10 protein-coding genes are annotated in these 17112 nt (G+C 59.1%); 3 read left to right on the top strand and 7 right to left on the bottom strand.

Annotated features, from left to right (window positions below):
* Positions 1 to 439: 439 nt before the first annotated feature.
* The 3 genes from AC27VO_RS02505 (at position 440) to AC27VO_RS02495 (ending at position 5796) form a co-directional block, all read left to right on the top strand.
* Entirely contained in the window at positions 440 to 3328 is a 2889-nt protein-coding gene (locus AC27VO_RS02505; RefSeq protein ID WP_488665125.1) for a ribonucleoside-diphosphate reductase subunit alpha, read from the top strand.
* Positions 3329 to 3460: 132 nt separating this feature from the next.
* Positions 3461 to 4546, top strand: a complete 1086-nt coding sequence (locus AC27VO_RS02500; RefSeq protein ID WP_488665124.1) for a ribonucleotide-diphosphate reductase subunit beta — start codon at positions 3461 to 3463, stop codon at positions 4544 to 4546.
* Between the two features lie 194 nt (positions 4547 to 4740).
* Complete coding sequence (locus tag AC27VO_RS02495) at positions 4741 to 5796, top strand: hypothetical protein (RefSeq protein ID WP_488665123.1); 1056 nt, start codon at positions 4741 to 4743, stop codon at positions 5794 to 5796.
* Between the two features lie 64 nt (positions 5797 to 5860).
* Here AC27VO_RS02495 and AC27VO_RS02490 read toward each other — a convergent pair whose 3' ends face one another.
* From AC27VO_RS02490 to AC27VO_RS02460, 7 genes are all read right to left on the bottom strand, one after another.
* The gene (locus AC27VO_RS02490) at positions 5861 to 8128 is read right to left on the bottom strand and encodes a hypothetical protein (protein WP_488665122.1); all 2268 of its coding nucleotides are present in this window, start codon (positions 8126 to 8128) and stop codon (positions 5861 to 5863) included.
* A 104-nt stretch (positions 8129 to 8232) separates the two neighbouring features.
* Positions 8233 to 9789 carry a methyl-accepting chemotaxis protein gene (locus AC27VO_RS02485; protein ID WP_488665121.1) on the bottom strand — a complete coding sequence of 519 codons (1557 nt, stop codon included), beginning with the start codon at positions 9787 to 9789 and terminating at the stop codon, positions 8233 to 8235.
* Between the two features lie 215 nt (positions 9790 to 10004).
* Positions 10005 to 11207 carry a DNA polymerase IV gene (gene dinB / locus AC27VO_RS02480; protein WP_488665519.1) on the bottom strand — a complete coding sequence of 401 codons (1203 nt, stop codon included), beginning with the start codon at positions 11205 to 11207 and terminating at the stop codon, positions 10005 to 10007.
* A 63-nt stretch (positions 11208 to 11270) separates the two neighbouring features.
* The gene (locus tag AC27VO_RS02475; protein WP_488665120.1) at positions 11271 to 12203 is read right to left on the bottom strand and encodes an EamA family transporter; all 933 of its coding nucleotides are present in this window, start codon (positions 12201 to 12203) and stop codon (positions 11271 to 11273) included.
* A gap of 385 nt (positions 12204 to 12588) precedes the next feature.
* A complete protein-coding gene (locus AC27VO_RS02470; protein ID WP_488665119.1) occupies positions 12589 to 13710 on the bottom strand; it encodes a YidB family protein in 1122 nt (373 codons plus the stop codon).
* 160 nt (positions 13711 to 13870) lie between these two features.
* Entirely contained in the window at positions 13871 to 15049 is a 1179-nt protein-coding gene (locus AC27VO_RS02465) for an alpha-hydroxy acid oxidase (protein WP_488665118.1), read from the bottom strand.
* A 119-nt stretch (positions 15050 to 15168) separates the two neighbouring features.
* Entirely contained in the window at positions 15169 to 17070 is a 1902-nt protein-coding gene (locus tag AC27VO_RS02460) for a bifunctional diguanylate cyclase/phosphodiesterase (protein ID WP_488665117.1), read from the bottom strand.
* Positions 17071 to 17112: the final 42 nt, after the last annotated feature.

The raw sequence follows: 17112 nt of genomic DNA, 5'->3' as shown, positions 1-17112 counted from the left end.
CAGAGCGCGCAAAGCGCTCTTTTTTTTGAATTTCCATGGGCATGCACCACACAAAAAAAACACTAGATATAGCGTTATAAAAAGAAACAAACACATACATATAGCGCTTATAACCATATCAGCGCACTGGGTTTTTATGTTTTTTGCGTCTGGGTCTGTCGCACCACACAAGGCCTGCACGCCACTTTCCTGCGTTAGGCCCCATGCACGCTGACGTTGGCGGCACAAACGCGCCACCTGCAACGCCTGCACGCCTGTCAACTGCAACTCTGGCCGGGTAGCTGAAACGCCACTTTGCGTTTTTTAAACAACGCACAAATACTACCCATGGTGTTTTTAATAAACACAAAACACCACAGGTAGATTTTTCACTGCCTGTGCTTCTCTCCATGTGTGCAGACACCTGCCGCTGCACCAGACCAGCACCAAGAGGCCTTTCATGCACCACTCTCTGGATAGCGCGCACGCTGACTTCGCCACACCCGGCATCCCTGCGGTGATTGACCATTACCAAATCATTCGCCGCAGCGGCGATGTGGTGCCGTTTGCGCCCCAGAAAATTGCCATCGCGGTCACCAAAGCCTTTTTGGCCGTGCGTGGCCCACAAGGCGCTGCATCCATCAGCATCCGTGAAACGGTGGAGGCGCTGACCAATACCGTCGTTCGCGCGCTGCTGCGCTCGCGCCCCGAAGGCGGCACCTTCCACATTGAAGACGTGCAAGACCACGTGGAGCTGGCACTGATGCGCGGCGGCCATCAGGATGTCGCCCGCGCCTACGTGCTCTACCGCGAAGCACGCAACCAAGAACGTGCGGCCGCCAAGCACAAAGCCGCTGAAGAGGCCGCAGCGGCAGCAGCCCCTCGCCCCACGCTGCACGTGACCGATCACGGCCAGCGCCTGCCGCTGGATCAAGCACGCCTGCAAGCACTGATCGCCGCCGCCTGCCACGACCTGAACGCCGACATCAGCCCCGCGCCCATCGTGGCAGAAACCTTGCGCAATCTCTACGACGGGGTGCCGCTGGCCGAGGTCTACAAGGCGGCCATTCTGGCGGCACGCACCCTGATTGAACGCGACCCGGATTACACCTATGTCACCGCCCGGCTGCTGCTGCACACCATCGTGCGCGAAGTGCTGGAGCGCGATGTGCAGCCCGCAGACATGCCCACCGCCTATGCCGACTACTTCCCCGGCTTTGTACAAAAAGGCGTAGACAACGAGCTGCTCAACCCCGCGCTGCTGCAGTTCGACCTGCCACGGCTTGCTGCCGCCTTGAAGGCTGAGCGCGATCAGCAATTCGACTATCTGGGCCTGCAGACCCTGTATGACCGCTACTTCCTGCATGTGCGTAAAACACGCATTGAGCTACCCCAGTCTTTCTTCATGCGCGTGGCCATGGGCCTGGCACTGCATGAGGACGACCGCAATGCCCGCGCCATCGAGTTTTACGAGCTGCTGTCGTCCTTTGACTTCATGTCGTCCACGCCCACGCTGTTCAACAGCGGCACGCTGCGTTCGCAGCTTTCAAGCTGCTACCTGACCACGGTATCGGACGACCTGGGCGGCATCTATGACGCACTCAAAGAAAACGCCTTGCTGTCCAAATATGCGGGTGGCCTGGGCAATGACTGGACGCGGGTGCGCGCCTTGGGGGCCCGTATCAAAGGCACCAACGGCGAATCACAGGGCGTGGTGCCTTTCCTGAAGGTGGTCAATGACACCGCTGTCGCCGTCAACCAGGGCGGCAAGCGCAAAGGCGCGGTCTGTGCCTACCTGGAAACCTGGCACTTGGACATCGAAGAGTTTTTGGAGCTGCGCAAAAACACGGGCGACGACCGCCGCCGCACGCACGACATGAACACGGCCAACTGGATTCCCGATCTGTTCATGCAGCGTGTGATGGAAAAAGGGACATGGACCTTGTTCAGCCCGAGCGACGTTCCCGATCTGCACGATCGCTACGGCCAGGACTTTGCCAAGGCCTACACCGCCTACGAAGCCCAGACAGCGAACGGACAGCTACCGCTCTTCAAAACCGTACCGGCGATGGACCTTTGGCGCAAGATGCTCTCAATGCTGTTTGAGACCGGCCACCCCTGGATCACTTTCAAAGACCCCTGCAACATCCGCAGCCCCCAGCAGCATGTCGGTGTGGTGCATTCGTCCAATCTGTGCACGGAAATCACGCTCAACACCAGCGAGAGCGAAACCGCGGTGTGCAACCTCGGCTCCGTCAATCTGGCACAGCACATTACAAAAGGGCAGCTGAACCACGCCAAGCTGCGCAAGACCATCACCACGGCCATGCGCATGCTGGACAACGTCATCGACATCAACTACTACGCGGTGGACAAGGCCCGCGATGCCAACCTGCGCCACCGCCCGGTGGGCCTCGGTTTGATGGGTTTTCAGGATGCGCTGTATGCCATGCGCACCCCCTACGCCAGCGATGCCGCCGTGGCATTTGCCGACACATCCATGGAAGCCATTTGCTACTACGCCTACTGGGCATCGACCGAGCTGGCCAAGGAACGCGGGAGCTACTCCAGCTACGCCGGCTCCTTGTGGTCGCAAGGCATTTTGCCGCTGGACTCGCTGGAGCTGCTGTCCCAGCAGCGCGGCGGCCATGTTGATGTGGACCGCAGCCAGCGCCTGGACTGGGCGTTGCTGCGCCAGAAAATCCAGGCCGATGGCATGCGCAACAGCAACTGCGTCGCCATTGCGCCCACGGCCACCATCTCCAACATCGTCGGTGTGGATGCGTCGATTGAGCCCTCGTTTGGCAATCTGTCGGTCAAATCCAACCTCTCGGGCGAATTCACCATCATCAACCAGCACCTGGTGCGTGACCTGAAGCAACTGGGCTTGTGGGACAGCGTGATGGTCATGGATCTCAAGCACTTCGATGGTTCGCTGCGCGCCATCGACCGCGTGCCGCAGGACCTCAAACAGCTGTATGCCACCGCGTTTGAGGTGGAGCCGAGCTGGCTGGTGGAAGCCGCTGCACGCCGCCAGAAGTGGATTGACCAGGCCCAGAGTTTGAACATCTACATAGCCGGGGCCTCCGGCAAGAAATTGCACGACACCTACATGCTAGCTTGGTTGCGCGGCCTGAAAACCACCTATTACCTGCGCACCACCAGCGCCACAGCGGCAGAGAAATCGACAGTGCAAAGCCGTGCGCTCAATGCGGTGTCACCCGCTGCGGTCGAGACCTCCAGCGCGCTGGACCGGGCCGCCGCCGCAGCGCGGGCCAGCACCGGCGCTACAGCAACCGACGTGAAGTTCTGCGCCATCGATGACCCAGGCTGCGAAGCCTGCCAATAAAGCGTTCATTGATTTCATAGCAGCCAGCGCGCAAAGCACCAAGGGTTCAAGGCATCACTGCTTAAAACCCTTAGCACAGCAAGCGCAGCCAGCTCACTTTTTTGCACCTTTGCTTACCACAGGGAGTACCACATGCTGAGTTTTGATGACGAAACCACATCCCCATCGACTGCCGTATCTACCGCGCCAGCAGGCACCCAGCAACGCGTGAATGCGGCGGACAAACGCATCATCAACGCCAAGACCGATGTGAACCAACTGGTGCCCTTCAAATACAAATGGGCCTGGGAAAAATACCTCGCAACGTGCGCCAACCACTGGATGCCGCAAGAGGTCAACATGACACGCGATATCGCGCTGTGGAAAGACCCCAATGGCCTGACCGAGGACGAACGACGCATCGTCAAACGCAACCTGGGCTTTTTTACAACGGCCGACTCGTTGGCTGCGAACAACATTGTTCTAGGGACTTACCGCCATATCACCGCGCCCGAATGCCGTCAGTTTCTGCTGCGCCAAGCGTTTGAAGAAGCCATCCACACGCATGCCTACCAGTACATCGTGGAGTCGATTGGCTTGGATGAAGGCGAGATTTTCAATGCCTACAACGAGATCAAATCGATCCGCGACAAGGACGAGTTTTTGATCCCCTTCATCGAAGCGATCATGGACCCGCACTTCCACACGGGCACTGCCGCAAACGACCAGACCCTACTGAAGTCGCTGATTGTTTTCGCCTGCCTGATGGAGGGACTGTTCTTCTATGTGGGCTTCACACAGATCCTGGCACTGGGCCGCCAAAACAAGATGGTGGGCGCTGCCGAGCAGTACCAGTACATCCTGCGTGACGAGTCCATGCACTGCAACTTTGGCATCGACTTGATCAACCAGCTCAAACTCGAAAATCCACACCTGTGGACACCGCAGTTCAAAGAAGAAATCAACGCGCTGTTTCGCCAAGCCGTGGACCTGGAATACGCCTATGCCGAAGACACCATGCCACGCGGCGTGCTCGGCATGAACGCATCCATGTTCAAAGGCTATCTGCGCTACATCGCCAACCGGCGCGCGACACAGATCGGGCTCGAAGAGCTTTTTCCTGGTGAAGAAAATCCGTTCCCATGGATGAGTGAAATGATCGATTTGAAGAAAGAACGTAACTTCTTTGAGACACGCGTGATCGAATACCAATCCGGCGGCGCACTTTCTTGGGATTAAGTCGCTATAAAGCCTCGCAAACTCCTGCAATGGAATTCATAATGCGCCCATGCCATCACAAATTATTTCTACAGGTGATGGCATGGGGCGTTTGTGTGTCCATGCGTCGAACCACTCCACGTCGCGATGGCTCGTAATCGCTCTTTAAGCTCGATTACGCAAACGCTGTGTGCAAATTGATGAAGGAGAAAACGATGGCAACTGCAAAGAAAGCGGCTGATAAAAAGGCTGCCCCCGTAACCAAGACCGAAGCAAGCAAGAAGGTAGCTCCTGCTGCCAAGGCCGCTGCACCTAAAAAGGCTGCTGCTCCTGCCAAGGCCGCTGCACCTAAAAAGGCTGCTGCTCCTGCCAAGGCCGCTGCACCTAAAAAGGCTGCTGCTCCTGCCAAGGCCGCTGCACCTAAAAAGGCTGCTGCTCCTGCCAAGGCTGCTGCTCCTGCCAAGGCTGCTGCTCCTGCCAAGGCTGCTGCTCCTGCCAAGGCTGCTGCTCCTGCCAAGGCTGCTGCACCTAAGAAGGCTGCAACGACTGCCAAGGCCGCTGCGCCTAAGAAGGCTGCAACGACTGCCAAGGCCGCTGCTCCTAAGAAGGCTGCAACCACTGCCAAGGCCGCTGCTCCTAAGAAGGCTGCAACCACTGCCAAGGCCGCTGCTCCTAAGAAGGCGGCAACCACTGCCAAGGCTGCTGCGCCTAAGAAGGCTGCAACGACTGCCAAGGCCGCAGCACCGAAGAAGGCTGCAGCTCCTGCCAAGGCCGCTGCGCCTAAGAAGGCGGCAACGACTGCCAAGGCCGCAGCACCGAAGAAGGCTGCAGCTCCTGCCAAGGCCGCTGCGCCTAAGAAGGCTGCAACCACTGCCAAGGCCGCTGCTCCTGCGAAGAAGGCTGCTGCTCCTAAGAAGGCGGCAACGACTGCCAAGGCTGCTGCGCCTAAGAAGGCGGCAACCACTGCCAAGGCCGCTGCGCCTAAGAAGGCTGCAACGACTGCCAAGGCCGCTGCTCCTGCGAAGAAGGCCGCTGCTCCTGCGAAGAAGGCCGCTGCTCCTGCGAAGAAGGCTGCTGCTCCTGCCAAGAAGGCTGCTGCTCCTGCCAAGAAGGCCGCTGCTCCTGCCAAGAAGGCTGCTGCTCCTGCCAAGAAGGCTGCTGCTCCTGCCAAGAAGGCCGCTGCTCCTGCTGCAGAAACCACAGCGCCTGTGGCCAAAACTGTGTTGGCTCCACAAGCTGCTTGGCCCTTCCCAACTGGCAACAAGCCTTAATCAGGCCGCCATGCAACGCATGCGTTGCATGCACATAAAAAAACCGGCTCCAAGGCCGGTTTTTTTATGTGCGCTGCGCGGAGGTCACTTGAGGTCGCTCCCACGGCCAATCATCCCGCAGTGCAATGGCATCAGCATAGACCGCATCCTGCTTGCGTACCCACAGGCCCACAGGGCTTTGTTTGAGCACATCCAGCTGCGCGCTTTCCCAACGCATCGGCGCAATGATGTGCTGCGTGGTCTGTACAGGCCCACCGTCCTCTGCGGCCGGCACTTCCACATCCACCCACTGCACACCTTGGGTTGCATCCCAGGCCTGCAGCACAGGCATGAAGGCACGCAGCTCCAAAGTCCAGACCTCATGCTTGTGGGGGCGCAGCCAATGCAGCTTCCAATGATTGGCTTCTGTATCACTGGCGCCGCGAGCCAGCCATTCCAACGAGAGCCATCCATCCCCCGCATGGTGGGGACATGCCACTGGACCCACACCGCACAAAACAGCCCCGGATTGAGTCACCAAAACGCCTTCACAGCGTGGCGCCTTGGGACGCCAGTTGTTGTTCATCTGATTGTGCAGACCACCCCACCACCACAGTGCATCTTGTGCCACCTTGTGGCGCCAGACGTAGTCACCATCTGCCGAAGGATGCTGCACTTGCTGTACTTCGCGCCAGCGCGGCAGCAGTTGCCAAACACCCTGTGCATCCACCGCAATGTCACGCCATTCGTAAGCCGGTGTCCAGCCATTTTTTGTGAGGTTGGTTTCATCGGCCACTTGCAAGGGCCAGCGCCACAAGCCGCTGCTGGCCAAATTGCTGTTGTCCGGCCCACAGCCCACTACCACCAGCAACTGCGCATGGCCCGGCAAAACATGGGGGCGCATGCGCAATACCGGCCAGTGGACGTTCAGCGCATTCAGTTGTTTGCCATCCCAAACCTGCGGCACAGGCTTGCCACCTTGCAGCGCAGACGTGCCCCAAGGGCACAAAATGGCCCACTGCCCATCCACCACCACATGCTCCAGCTCCCACAGCCCAGGTAGCTGATGCTCTCCGCACTGCACCGAGTACGCGGCGGTAGCGCCCAGCTCATCCTTTGCCTCATGCACCAGATCCCAAATCAAAGGTTCACCCGCAACAGGTGCACTTTGCGCGGTCCAGCGTGTAGGGTTGTGCAAATCTCGGCGCCAAAAAAACTGGCGGACAGGAATCTTTTTCAGCAGTAAACGGCCATCTTCACGGTGCTTGGAAGGGGCGTACAACGCGCTCATCACGCTGCTTAAGCTGCGGCCATCGTGCAAGCGTTCCAACTCGGGTGTATCCATTTCCATGGATTGCAACAGGTCAATGCCATCCCAGCGCAAAGCTGGCAAAGTCGTTTCGGAATCTTGTGGCTCAGCGACTGATACCGCCCAGAGCTTGCGATCTTGCGGAAGCCATTCCGACCATTGTTGCCCCCCAAATGCCAGACTCCACACCCCCAAGCGCAGACCGGCCTGGCGAGCGCTATCCGTGACGGGGTAGCCGTAGCAGGCAAAGGCTTGGCCATCCGGGCGCCAGATGAAAGCGCTGTCGTCGTCAATGATCCATGAGTGTGCATCCCCGTTGAGCTGCAATTGCCAGTACGGGTGATACAAGGGCTCCAGAGGGTTGTCCAGCTCACGCAGCAAAGCTGGCCAGTGGCGCTGCACCGTGACTTGCGCCACGGCATTGTCTTGCTGGGGAATGTTGGGAGGCACTGCCTGGGCTTCCTGCGGCACGCAATCCGCTGGAATCCACAAATCACAAACCCCTGTCAGGGCTTCAGCCTTGGCCGCTACGTGCTTGGTCATCCAGGTATCAAAGGCGGTATCGGACAGCACGTTGTGCCCTTCCGCTGCGACGCCATTACCGCCCTCGCTTTCACCGCTCCAGCGTGGCAAGCGCCAGTGCAAGTCGTCCACCAAACTGGCTTCAGCCACACTCAGCAACCAAGAGCGGCGGCTTTTACGGTCCAGCAAGCGAGGTTTCGACTCACCGTAAGAACCCGTGCGAATCCAGCGACCATCGAACGACGTGTGAAAGTCAGACTCCCACACATGCGGCAAATACACACCATCGTGGCAAAGCACATCGCCATAGATGGGACCGCCCATACCACGCTCACCCAGCATCCGAAATTTCACATCACTGCTGATGCCTGGCGCCATTTCTGGCTCCGGTTCAGGTTTGGAGGCGACCGCTGCCGCCGGTGGTACCTTGGTACGTGGCGGTGTCTGCTTTTTGGGACGATAACTTCTTATGCCCCACAACAGCAGTGCAATGATCGCCAAAACGATAAACAAAACTTGCATCCCTGCATGCTAACCAAGCTTGCGACTTTCACACGCTTTGTTGTTGCACAAAAGGCCATAAAAAAAGCAGCCAGTAGGCTGCTTTTACGCGACTGTTCCCAGGATTAAACGTTGAAGAACGAAACGGAACGCTGCAAGCGCAAAGCATGTGTGTGCAGCGCATCTGCTGCGCTGGAGGATTCTTCCACCATGGCCGCATTTTGCTGGGTCATCGAATCCAGGGACGCCACCGCTTCATTGACCTGTGCAATACCAATAGATTGCTCACGCGTGGCCAAGCTGATCTGGTGTACCAGCTCACTCACACGCTCAACCGCTTGCACCATGCCTTCAATGGTTTTTCCGGCCGCCTGCATGCGCGCATTGCCTTCGCTGATGCCATCGACCGTGTTGTTGATCAAGCCACCAATTTCCTTGGCGGCAGTCGCACTGCGCTGCGCCAGCGCACGCACTTCGCCAGCCACCACCGCAAACCCCCGGCCTTGCTCGCCCGCACGGGCCGCTTCCACGGCCGCATTGAGCGCCAGCAAATTGGTCTGAAACGCGATGCTTTCAATGACCCCGATGATCTCCCGCATGCGCGTGGACGAGTGGCGGATACGCTCCATCGCCTCACCCACTTCCTGAATCACCATACCACTGCGGCTGACCACCGCCTTGCTTTGGTTGCTCTCCAGCTCCATTTGCTGGGCGGTATCTGCCGTTTGCAGCACCGTGCCAGCAATCTCTTCCATGGAAGCCGCAGTCTGCTCCAGATCGGACGCCTGCAACTCCGTACGTTTGGACAGATCCAGGCTGCTGTTCGAGATCTCCTTGGACATGCTGTTAAAGCCACCCACCTCGATCAGCACATCCCCCACCACGGCACGCAAATTGATTTGAATTTGCTGCAAGCGGGCCATCAGCGTGCCCATCTCACCGGTGTAATCGTGTGTGCAAGCGCTGGACAAATTACAGCTGGCCATCTGGGCCGCCCAAGCGTTGGCCTTTTCAATGCCACTGGTGCAACGAGAATGGAAGCGCCAGGCAATCCATGCGCCGCCCAGCACCAACGCTGCCAAGCGCATGCCCCAAGCCGCAGGGCCTTGCCAGCCCTGCACGTCAGGCCACATGGTGATTGCTGCAACCACCACCAGCATAAGCACCATGCGCGCGAGCAAACCCACATCGCTGCGTTGCGCCCACAGACCCCGCCACCCCAGAGGCCGCACTTCACCCGCGCGCAAGCGCATGGTTTCCTGGCCCGCCTGGGCCTGGGCATTCATCTCGACATACAAGGCTTCGGCGGCTTGCACATCGGCAGCACTGGGCTTGGTGCGCACCGACAAATAGCCCTTTGGCTTGCCACCTTCCATGATGGGCGTCACATTCGCTCGCACCCAGTAGTGATCACCGTTGCGGCGGCGGTTTTTCACAATTCCCGTCCATGGATAGCCATGCGCAATCGTGCGCCACATGTCCTTGAATGCCGCAGCCGGCATGTCGGGGTGTCGAATCAGGTTGTGGGGCTGGCCCAGCAAATCCTCATACTCAAAGCCACTTACACGCACAAATGCGGGGTTGCAATGGGTAATTTCACCTTTGGTGTTGGTCACAGAGACCAGCAATTCATCGCCCGGGAAATCGTAGTTATTTTGTGTAACGGGGAAGTTGGCTCGCACTCGCATCTCCAAGCTGACCTGCCTTTTTTGCACCAGGGTGATGCAGCAAAGGGAAACGGGCGATCATCCCATAACCAAGTTGCATTTGCTGACAATCATCAATTAATCGAGTATTCCCGCAGCACCAAAAATACACAGCAGCCGCAGCAAGCAATCACCAGACGCGTAGGTACTTGATTTTTTCACCGCGCTACGCACCCCAGCGCGGCATCGGCTCATTCAAACAGCGGCAGCGAGACCCCATCCCCGTGCTGTGCGGACTTGCGCGCATTTCCAAGCGAAACACCTTGAGCCTGCTTTGCTTGCGCATCCCAGTGCACCAAGCTCCCCACGCGCACCCCCAGCAGCCGGATACTTTGCGTCAAAGGCACCCGCTTCAGACACTGCCCGGCCACATGGCGAATGACCTGGGCATCCTGCGTCAACGCATCCACCGTCACCTCCCGCGTCACGCTCTTGAAATTGGCATAGCGCAGCTTGATACCAATCGTGCGCCCGGCATACCCCTTGCGCTGCAGATCCTGCGCCACACGTTCACACAGCAGGGTGAAGATGGCGCCGAGTTCAGCTTTGTCTTCCACCGCATGCAAGTCCCGGGCAAAGGTGGTCTCACGGCTCATGCTCACAGGTTCACTCTCGGTCACCACCGGCCGTTCATCGTGACCGTGGGAAGCCGCATGCAACCATGCGCCATACGACGCACCAAAGTGCTGCATCAGCCATACCCGGCTTTGCGCCGCCAATTGCCCAATAGTGACAATGCCCAGCGCCTCCAGTTTCGCACCCGACTTGGGCCCGATGCCATTGATCTTGCGGCACGGCAGCGGCCAGATCTGGGCCTGCAAATCTTGCGGCTGAACAATCGAAATCCCTTGCGGTTTGTGGAACTCACTGGCCATCTTGGCCAGCAGCTTGTTCGGTGCCACGCCAACCGAGCACGTCAGCCCCGTAGCTTCCCAAATCGCCTGCTGCAGCTGCGCGCCCAACACACGGCCTCCGGCCTCCTGACCACCAGGCACTTCAGTGAAATCAATATAGACCTCATCGATGCCGCGATCCTCCATGCACGGTGCGCGCGCCAGGATCACCTCCTTGAAGGTGCGTGAGTAATGGCGGTAGCGCACAAAGTCGATGGGCAACAAGATGGCCTGCGGGCACAAACGTGCGGCCTTCATCATGCCCATGGCTGAGCCGACCCCAAACTGGCGCGCGGCATACGTGGCTGTCGTGATGACACCCCGGCCCACATAACGCCCCAGGCGGGGAAATGCGTCCAGCGGAATGCGTTCCAGTGCGCCCCACTGCGCGATCAAGGCGGCCTCATGCTCGGGCGTATGGCGGCTGCCGCCAATCACCACCGGCAGGCCTTGAAGCTGCGGATAACGCAACAGCTCTACGGATGCAAAGAAGGCATCCATATCCAGGTGGGCAATACGACGGGGCAATTCTGTGCGTGTCACCCCGCTATTGTGAAAGAAGCTTTACACCCCTTGCAGACAAATCAGCACCAGGCCCAGCACCATCAATGCCATGCCCAGCTTTTCTGCGGTGCTGAAGTTCTCACTGAACAGACGGCGCGAGACCAAATAGCTGAACACCACCTCAACCATTCCCAGCGTACGCACGGCTGCCGCGCTTTGCATGGCATAGGCGGTGAACCAAGCCAGCGAAGCTGCGGCCCCCATGGAGCCCGCCAGCAGCGACACCCGCCACGCACGGAAAATCGGCATGATGCCCTGCGGTGTTTTGTACGCCACCCACGCGCCCAGAAAAATACTTTGCAGCGCCTGCGCCACCAACACGCCCCAGCCGCCGGACAGCCAGGGGGTCTGCGCATTCAAGGCCAGGGCACCGCCGCGAAAGCCAATCACCGCAATCGCAAAGCACGCACCACAAATCAGACCGTACAGCGCTGACTTGCTGAACCATGCCTGAATCGACAGTATCTGCCCCCGGGGCGGCAATGACAGCAAAAGCACGCCCAGCGTTGCAATCACCATCGCCAGCAGCGCCACGGACGTAGGCAGCTCGTGCAGGAACACTGCCCCAAACAAGGCCACTTGCAAAATTTCGGTTTTTGACAACGTCACCGCGACCGCAAAGTTGCGCTCTTTCATGGCCAGAAGCAAGGCAGCGGTTGCGGCCACCTGAAAGAAAGCACCCAGGGCAATCCAGCCAAAGTAGGCGACGCTGAAGTGCGGCAACGCCGGTGGCTGCGCGGGCAGCACGTACAGCAGCGCCAGGAAAACGGCGGCAAACGGCAGACCATACAAAAAACGCACCAAGGTGGCAGACAACGTGCCCAGTTGCTGCGTGAGCGAGCGCTGCGCCGTATTGCGCACGGTTTGAGCCACCGCTGCAAACAGCGTAAACGGCACCCACAACCAAGCGATTTCTTGAAGAGACAAAGACATAGCCCAACCCATAACCAGCGTCACTGCTGTGTGCGCGAAGCATAGCCACGGCCCAGCCGCTGCGCCCCGCACAATCACGAAGATGGGCGCGCTCTTCAGCGATGCGTGATGTGCACGCCCTCAAATTCAATAGCTGTCAGCGCTGACCCAAAAATCATTTCATTAATAAAACTATTCAAATCCATTACTAATCAAGCGCTACTTGCTCTTAAATTAATAAGTACTGCGTAACCAGCACCGCGGGCACGGACAAAAAAAGTACCAAGCCGCAGTTGGCTGACTTGGTACTTTGGGTGTGACTGCAAGCAACCGCTGTCACCGTTGCTGAAGCCACACCATCACAGAACATGCCCTTGCCACGGATACGCAAGGGCGCGCTGCCGGGCTAACGGCGCAGCATCACATCTACACGCCGTGCCGCAGCATTGCTGGTAGCAGCATCGGTGGTTTCTGCCGGTTTTTCCAGCACCGTGCGATCCGCAGCCACGCCCTGCGCCAGCAGGGCGCTTTGCACGGCTTGAGCACGCTGCTTGGACAGCTCTGCATTGCGCGCGGGGTCTCCCGTGGGATCGTTAAAACCGGAGATGACCGCCTTCACATCAGGATTGGCCTGCAAAAACTCAACCAGCGATTTGGATTTGTCTGCGAAGGCCGTTGCCACATCCGTCTTGCCGGTGTCAAAGAACACCCGCAGCACCGGCATGCCGTCGTGCATGCCATCCAGCACACCGGCGCCATCCGGCGCGGCTATGGCGACATCCCCCGCTGGGCCGTTGCTGGTCGTTGCGTTACTGGCATCGCTCGCGGCAGGTGCAGGTGCGGGTTCAGGCGCGGGAGTGACTGCTGGCGCAGGCTCCGGGGCAGGCGCAGGTGCGGGCGTTGGCTCTGTCGTAGGGGCCACTGCCACCACCGGGTCTTTGCTCTTGCTGCAGTAGCTCACGCCGAAGATCACCACCAGAGCCGCAATCAACCAAGGCAGCCATTTACCCAGAGTTCCGCTGCTGGCAGACGCCGCAGACGCAGTGGCGGCTGTTGCCGCACCAGCGACGGTACGACCAGCGCCGGAAGCCGCCGCCGAGGCGGCAGCGCCCATGCCCAGCAAGTTCTGCCCTTCCTGGGCGTAGCTGGCAAACTCCGCAGGCAGCACGGCAGGAATGGAGCCATCGGGTGTCATGCGCTCCACCAGCATGGGCAAAATACCCGTCACTGCAGCACTCACCTTGTCGTACGGCAGCCCCAGGTGCGAGGACAGCTGCCGCAGCAAGCCCCCTTCTGCCCCCAGTACCTTTTCGACCTGCGCCGTGGTGGGTGCATGGGAGACGGTCTGGCTGCCCACCCAGCTGTTGACCATTTCGCCCCAGCTCGCTTGGCGAAACTTATCCAAGAAACCGGGCAGACCGCCCGTGGCGGGATTGCTGATTGCCGCAACCAGCATCTGCACCAGAGGGCGGCCTTGCTCCGCCAAGCCCCAGCGTGCACTGATCTCACGTACCAAGGTATCCAGCATGTGATTACTCCTTCAATAGGCACTTGAACCACCACCCTTCGCAGGATGGAACCCTGGTGCCATTTAGGCGTAAGCCTTGCGTAAAACCTGTAGGACGTGCCCGCCCGCGCTTTGTAACTTCTTTGACCTTACAAAGCTACACAGTTGCAGCCAAATGCGGTCATGCCTTGGGGAAAGGCTTGGGGTAGGTGCCTGGCAACAGAATCTCTGGACCCACCTGGTTGATGTTGGTGTGCCCGCAGAACGCCATGGTGGTGTCCAGTTCCTTCTGGATGATCTGCAGCGCCTTGCTCACACCTTCCTGGCCAAAAGCCCCGAGGCCGTACAGGAAGCTACGGCCAATCAACGTACCTTGCGCACCCAGCGCGCGTGCCTTGAGCACATCCTGACCGCTGCGAATGCCACCATCCATCCACACTTCGATGTCCTTGCCGGCTGCTTCCACCATGCTGGGCAATGCCTCGATGGAAGATGGTGCACCGTCCAGCTGGCGCCCGCCGTGGTTGCTCACCACCAGCGCATCGGCGCCACTTTGTGCCGCCAAACGGGCATCTTCCGCATCCATCAGTCCCTTCAGGATCAGCTTGCCGCCCCAGCGTTTCTTGATCCACTCCACATCACCCCAGTTCAAGCGCGGGTCGAACTGATCCGCCGTCCACGACGACAGGGACGACATATCTGCCACGCCATCCACGTGACCGACGATGTTGCCAAAGCTGCGGCGCTGGGTACCCAGCATGCCCATGCACCAGCGGGGCTTGGTGGCCAGGTTGATCAGGTTGATCAGCGTGGGCTTGGGCGGGGTGGACAGACCATTCTTGATGTCTTTGTGCCGCTGCCCCAAGATTTGCAGATCCAGGGTCAGCTGCAGTGCCGAGCAGTTGGCGGCCTTGGCGCGGTCAATCAGGCGCTCCATGAAGCCCCGGTCTCGCATGACGTACAGCTGGAACCAGAAAGGGTGGTTGTCCGTGTGCTCGGCAATGTCTTCCAACGAGCAAATGCTCATTGTCGATAACGTGAATGGGATACCAAAGGCCTTGGCGGCTTTGGCTGCGAGGATTTCACCGTCCGCGTGCTGCATGCCCGTCAGTCCGGTGGGCGCAATCGCTACCGGCATGGCCACATCCTGACCAATCATGGTGGTGCGCGTGCTGCGCCCTTCCATGTTCACCGCCACGCGCTGGCGCAGCTTGATCTTCTGGAGTTCCTCTTCATTGGCACGGTAAGTGCCCTGGGTGTAAGAGCCCGAGTCGGCATAGTCGTAGAACATGCGCGGCACACGGCGCTTGGCGATCACACGCAGATCTTCGATACAGGTAATTTTGGACAGGTCAGCCACGGGTCAGCCCTCACTCATTCTGAATAACGGCGCATATCGTAGTCTGAGCCACAGGTGCGCTGCGTGAATGAATTTTGTGTGGGCTTGAAATTTGGCCGCTGCCCACCGGGTACAACCCCTCAGTCCACGCCTTCGGGAACCTGTGCCTGAGCCAAAAGCGACGCCTGTCCCTGCGGCTGGTACAGCCGTATCTGATGGCGACCTGCCTGCTTGGAGGTGTACATCGCCGTATCTGCACAATGCAGCAACGCCTTCCACTGCTGCGCATGTTGGGGGTACAACGCCACGCCGCCACTGATTTGCAACACATACGCACGGCCCTGCCAAACAAAAGGCGTCGAGCAGGCCTGCTGAATCTTCTGGGCAATGCTTTGCAGGTGATCCTGCGACGTCAACTCACACAGCAGCAGCACAAACTCATCCCCGCCCAAGCGGCACACGGTATCGCTTTCTCGCACACAGCTTTGCAAAACCTTGGCGGCATGCACCAGGGCTGCATCGCCCGCCTGATGTCCCAGGCTGTCATTGATCTGCTTGAAGCCATCCAGATCCAAATACAGCACGGCCATGATGTCCTGGGCCCGCTTGCTGTGTGCCATGGCCTGGCGCCCCCGGTCTTGCAGCAACGTACGGTTGGGCAGACCCGTCAGCACATCGTGAAAAGCCAAACGCTGCATCCGTGCCTCATGCGCTGCGGCCTGGGTCACGTCCCGCAGCACCGCCACCGCCCCCAGCACCGTCCCATCCAGCGATTTCACCAAGCTGGCAGACTCTTCCATCTCCATCAGCACGCCGCCACCGCGGTGCAGCAAGGTCGTCCGCGAACGGTCTACGGACTGCCCTGTCTCCAACGCTCTGCGCAGCGCAGAGGCTTGGGCGCCACCTGCAACGGCATACGGCAAGGCGTGAAAGACTTCGATGGGGTGGTGCTCCACCTCACGCAGCTCCAGCCCCGTGATCTGGCGTGCCACAGGGTTCAAATACGTGATGTGCCCTTGCGCATCGGTACAGACCACCGCGTCACCAATGGCCTGCAAGGTCAGGCGCATGCGCTCTTTCTCTGTGAAGAGATCGGTTTCTGTCGTTTCTCGGCGCGTGAGCTCCCGCGCAAACAACACGGCCAACCCGAAGCAGCTGAGCATGAGCAGCGCTGCAAAAGCCCCCAATTGCCAGGCATTGCGTCGCCAGGCCTGGAAGATCGTGCGTGTGGACTGGGCCACATTCACCACCACCGGGAAATGCCCCACGCGGTTGTGCGTGTACAAGCGCTCCACACCATCAATCACCGCCGTGCCCACAAAGCTCCCTTGTGGGGTGGCCACAAATTGCGCCAAGTTCGAAGAGCCTGCCAAACTGGCAGAGGCGGACATCGACTGGTACGGGAAACGCGTCAGCACCAAGCCATCCTCGCGGATGACATTCACGCCGCTGTGTGCCCCCAAGTCCATGGTGCTCAACCAGGCATTGATGTCTTGCATCCGCAAGGTGCCCACAACCACCCCGACCAAGATGCCATATTTGCCACGGACTGCGCGCGCCACAGGCAGCACGTACTCGCCCATGCGCAAGTCTTTGGTGGGCTGGCCAATAAAAACCCCGGGGTGCTGGTGTATCCGAAAAGCTTGGAAGAAGTCGTGGCCGATGAACTGCTTGCCCACACTTTGCACACCACTGGCACGGTGCACCACCTGCCCTTGGCTGTTGAGCACCAACAAATCGCTGTTCTGGATATCGCGCCACAGAGAATCCAGCACCGCACGCTGATCGTTGCTGTGCTCCTCTTCCAGCACCTGTGACTCATTCAAGGCAATCGCTGTTTTTTGCAACGACAGGTCAATGGCATCCAGCGACCATTCCAGGCCTTTGGCCAGGGTACTGCTGAGGTTGGCGTTGGTTCTGAGCTGGTAGTCCCAATGCTCTTTGTGCATGGACCACATGGTGTGCGCAAACAATGCGCCAATACCCAGCGAGACAATCAATGCCAGCCATGCCACGCGGTGTGAAAAGAATCGGTAGATCATAAACTTAGGCTTAAGACGTGCATTGTATGAAGCGCCATCCAC

It is taken from the genome of Comamonas sp. 14P8.1.4 (genome assembly GCF_057799285.1).
Note: the sequence above shows the minus strand (reverse complement) of the source record. Positions and strands in the feature narration are given on the sequence as shown.

What these genes read in the sequence shown, in the direction of transcription:
- AC27VO_RS02505 (WP_488665125.1), top strand. Translation starts at nt 440, where the DNA reads ATGCACCACTCTCTGGATAGCGCGCACGCTGACTTCGCCACACCCGGC.
- AC27VO_RS02500 (WP_488665124.1), top strand. Translation starts at nt 3,461, where the DNA reads ATGCTGAGTTTTGATGACGAAACCACATCCCCATCGACTGCCGTATCT.
- AC27VO_RS02495 (WP_488665123.1), top strand. Translation starts at nt 4,741, where the DNA reads ATGGCAACTGCAAAGAAAGCGGCTGATAAAAAGGCTGCCCCCGTAACC.
- AC27VO_RS02490 (WP_488665122.1), bottom strand. Translation starts at nt 8,128, where the DNA reads ATGCAAGTTTTGTTTATCGTTTTGGCGATCATTGCACTGCTGTTGTGG.
- dinB (WP_488665519.1), bottom strand. Translation starts at nt 11,207, where the DNA reads ATGGATGCCTTCTTTGCATCCGTAGAGCTGTTGCGTTATCCGCAGCTT.
- AC27VO_RS02475 (WP_488665120.1), bottom strand. Translation starts at nt 12,203, where the DNA reads ATGTCTTTGTCTCTTCAAGAAATCGCTTGGTTGTGGGTGCCGTTTACG.
- AC27VO_RS02470 (WP_488665119.1), bottom strand. Translation starts at nt 13,710, where the DNA reads ATGCTGGATACCTTGGTACGTGAGATCAGTGCACGCTGGGGCTTGGCG.
- AC27VO_RS02460 (WP_488665117.1), bottom strand. Translation starts at nt 17,070, where the DNA reads ATGATCTACCGATTCTTTTCACACCGCGTGGCATGGCTGGCATTGATT.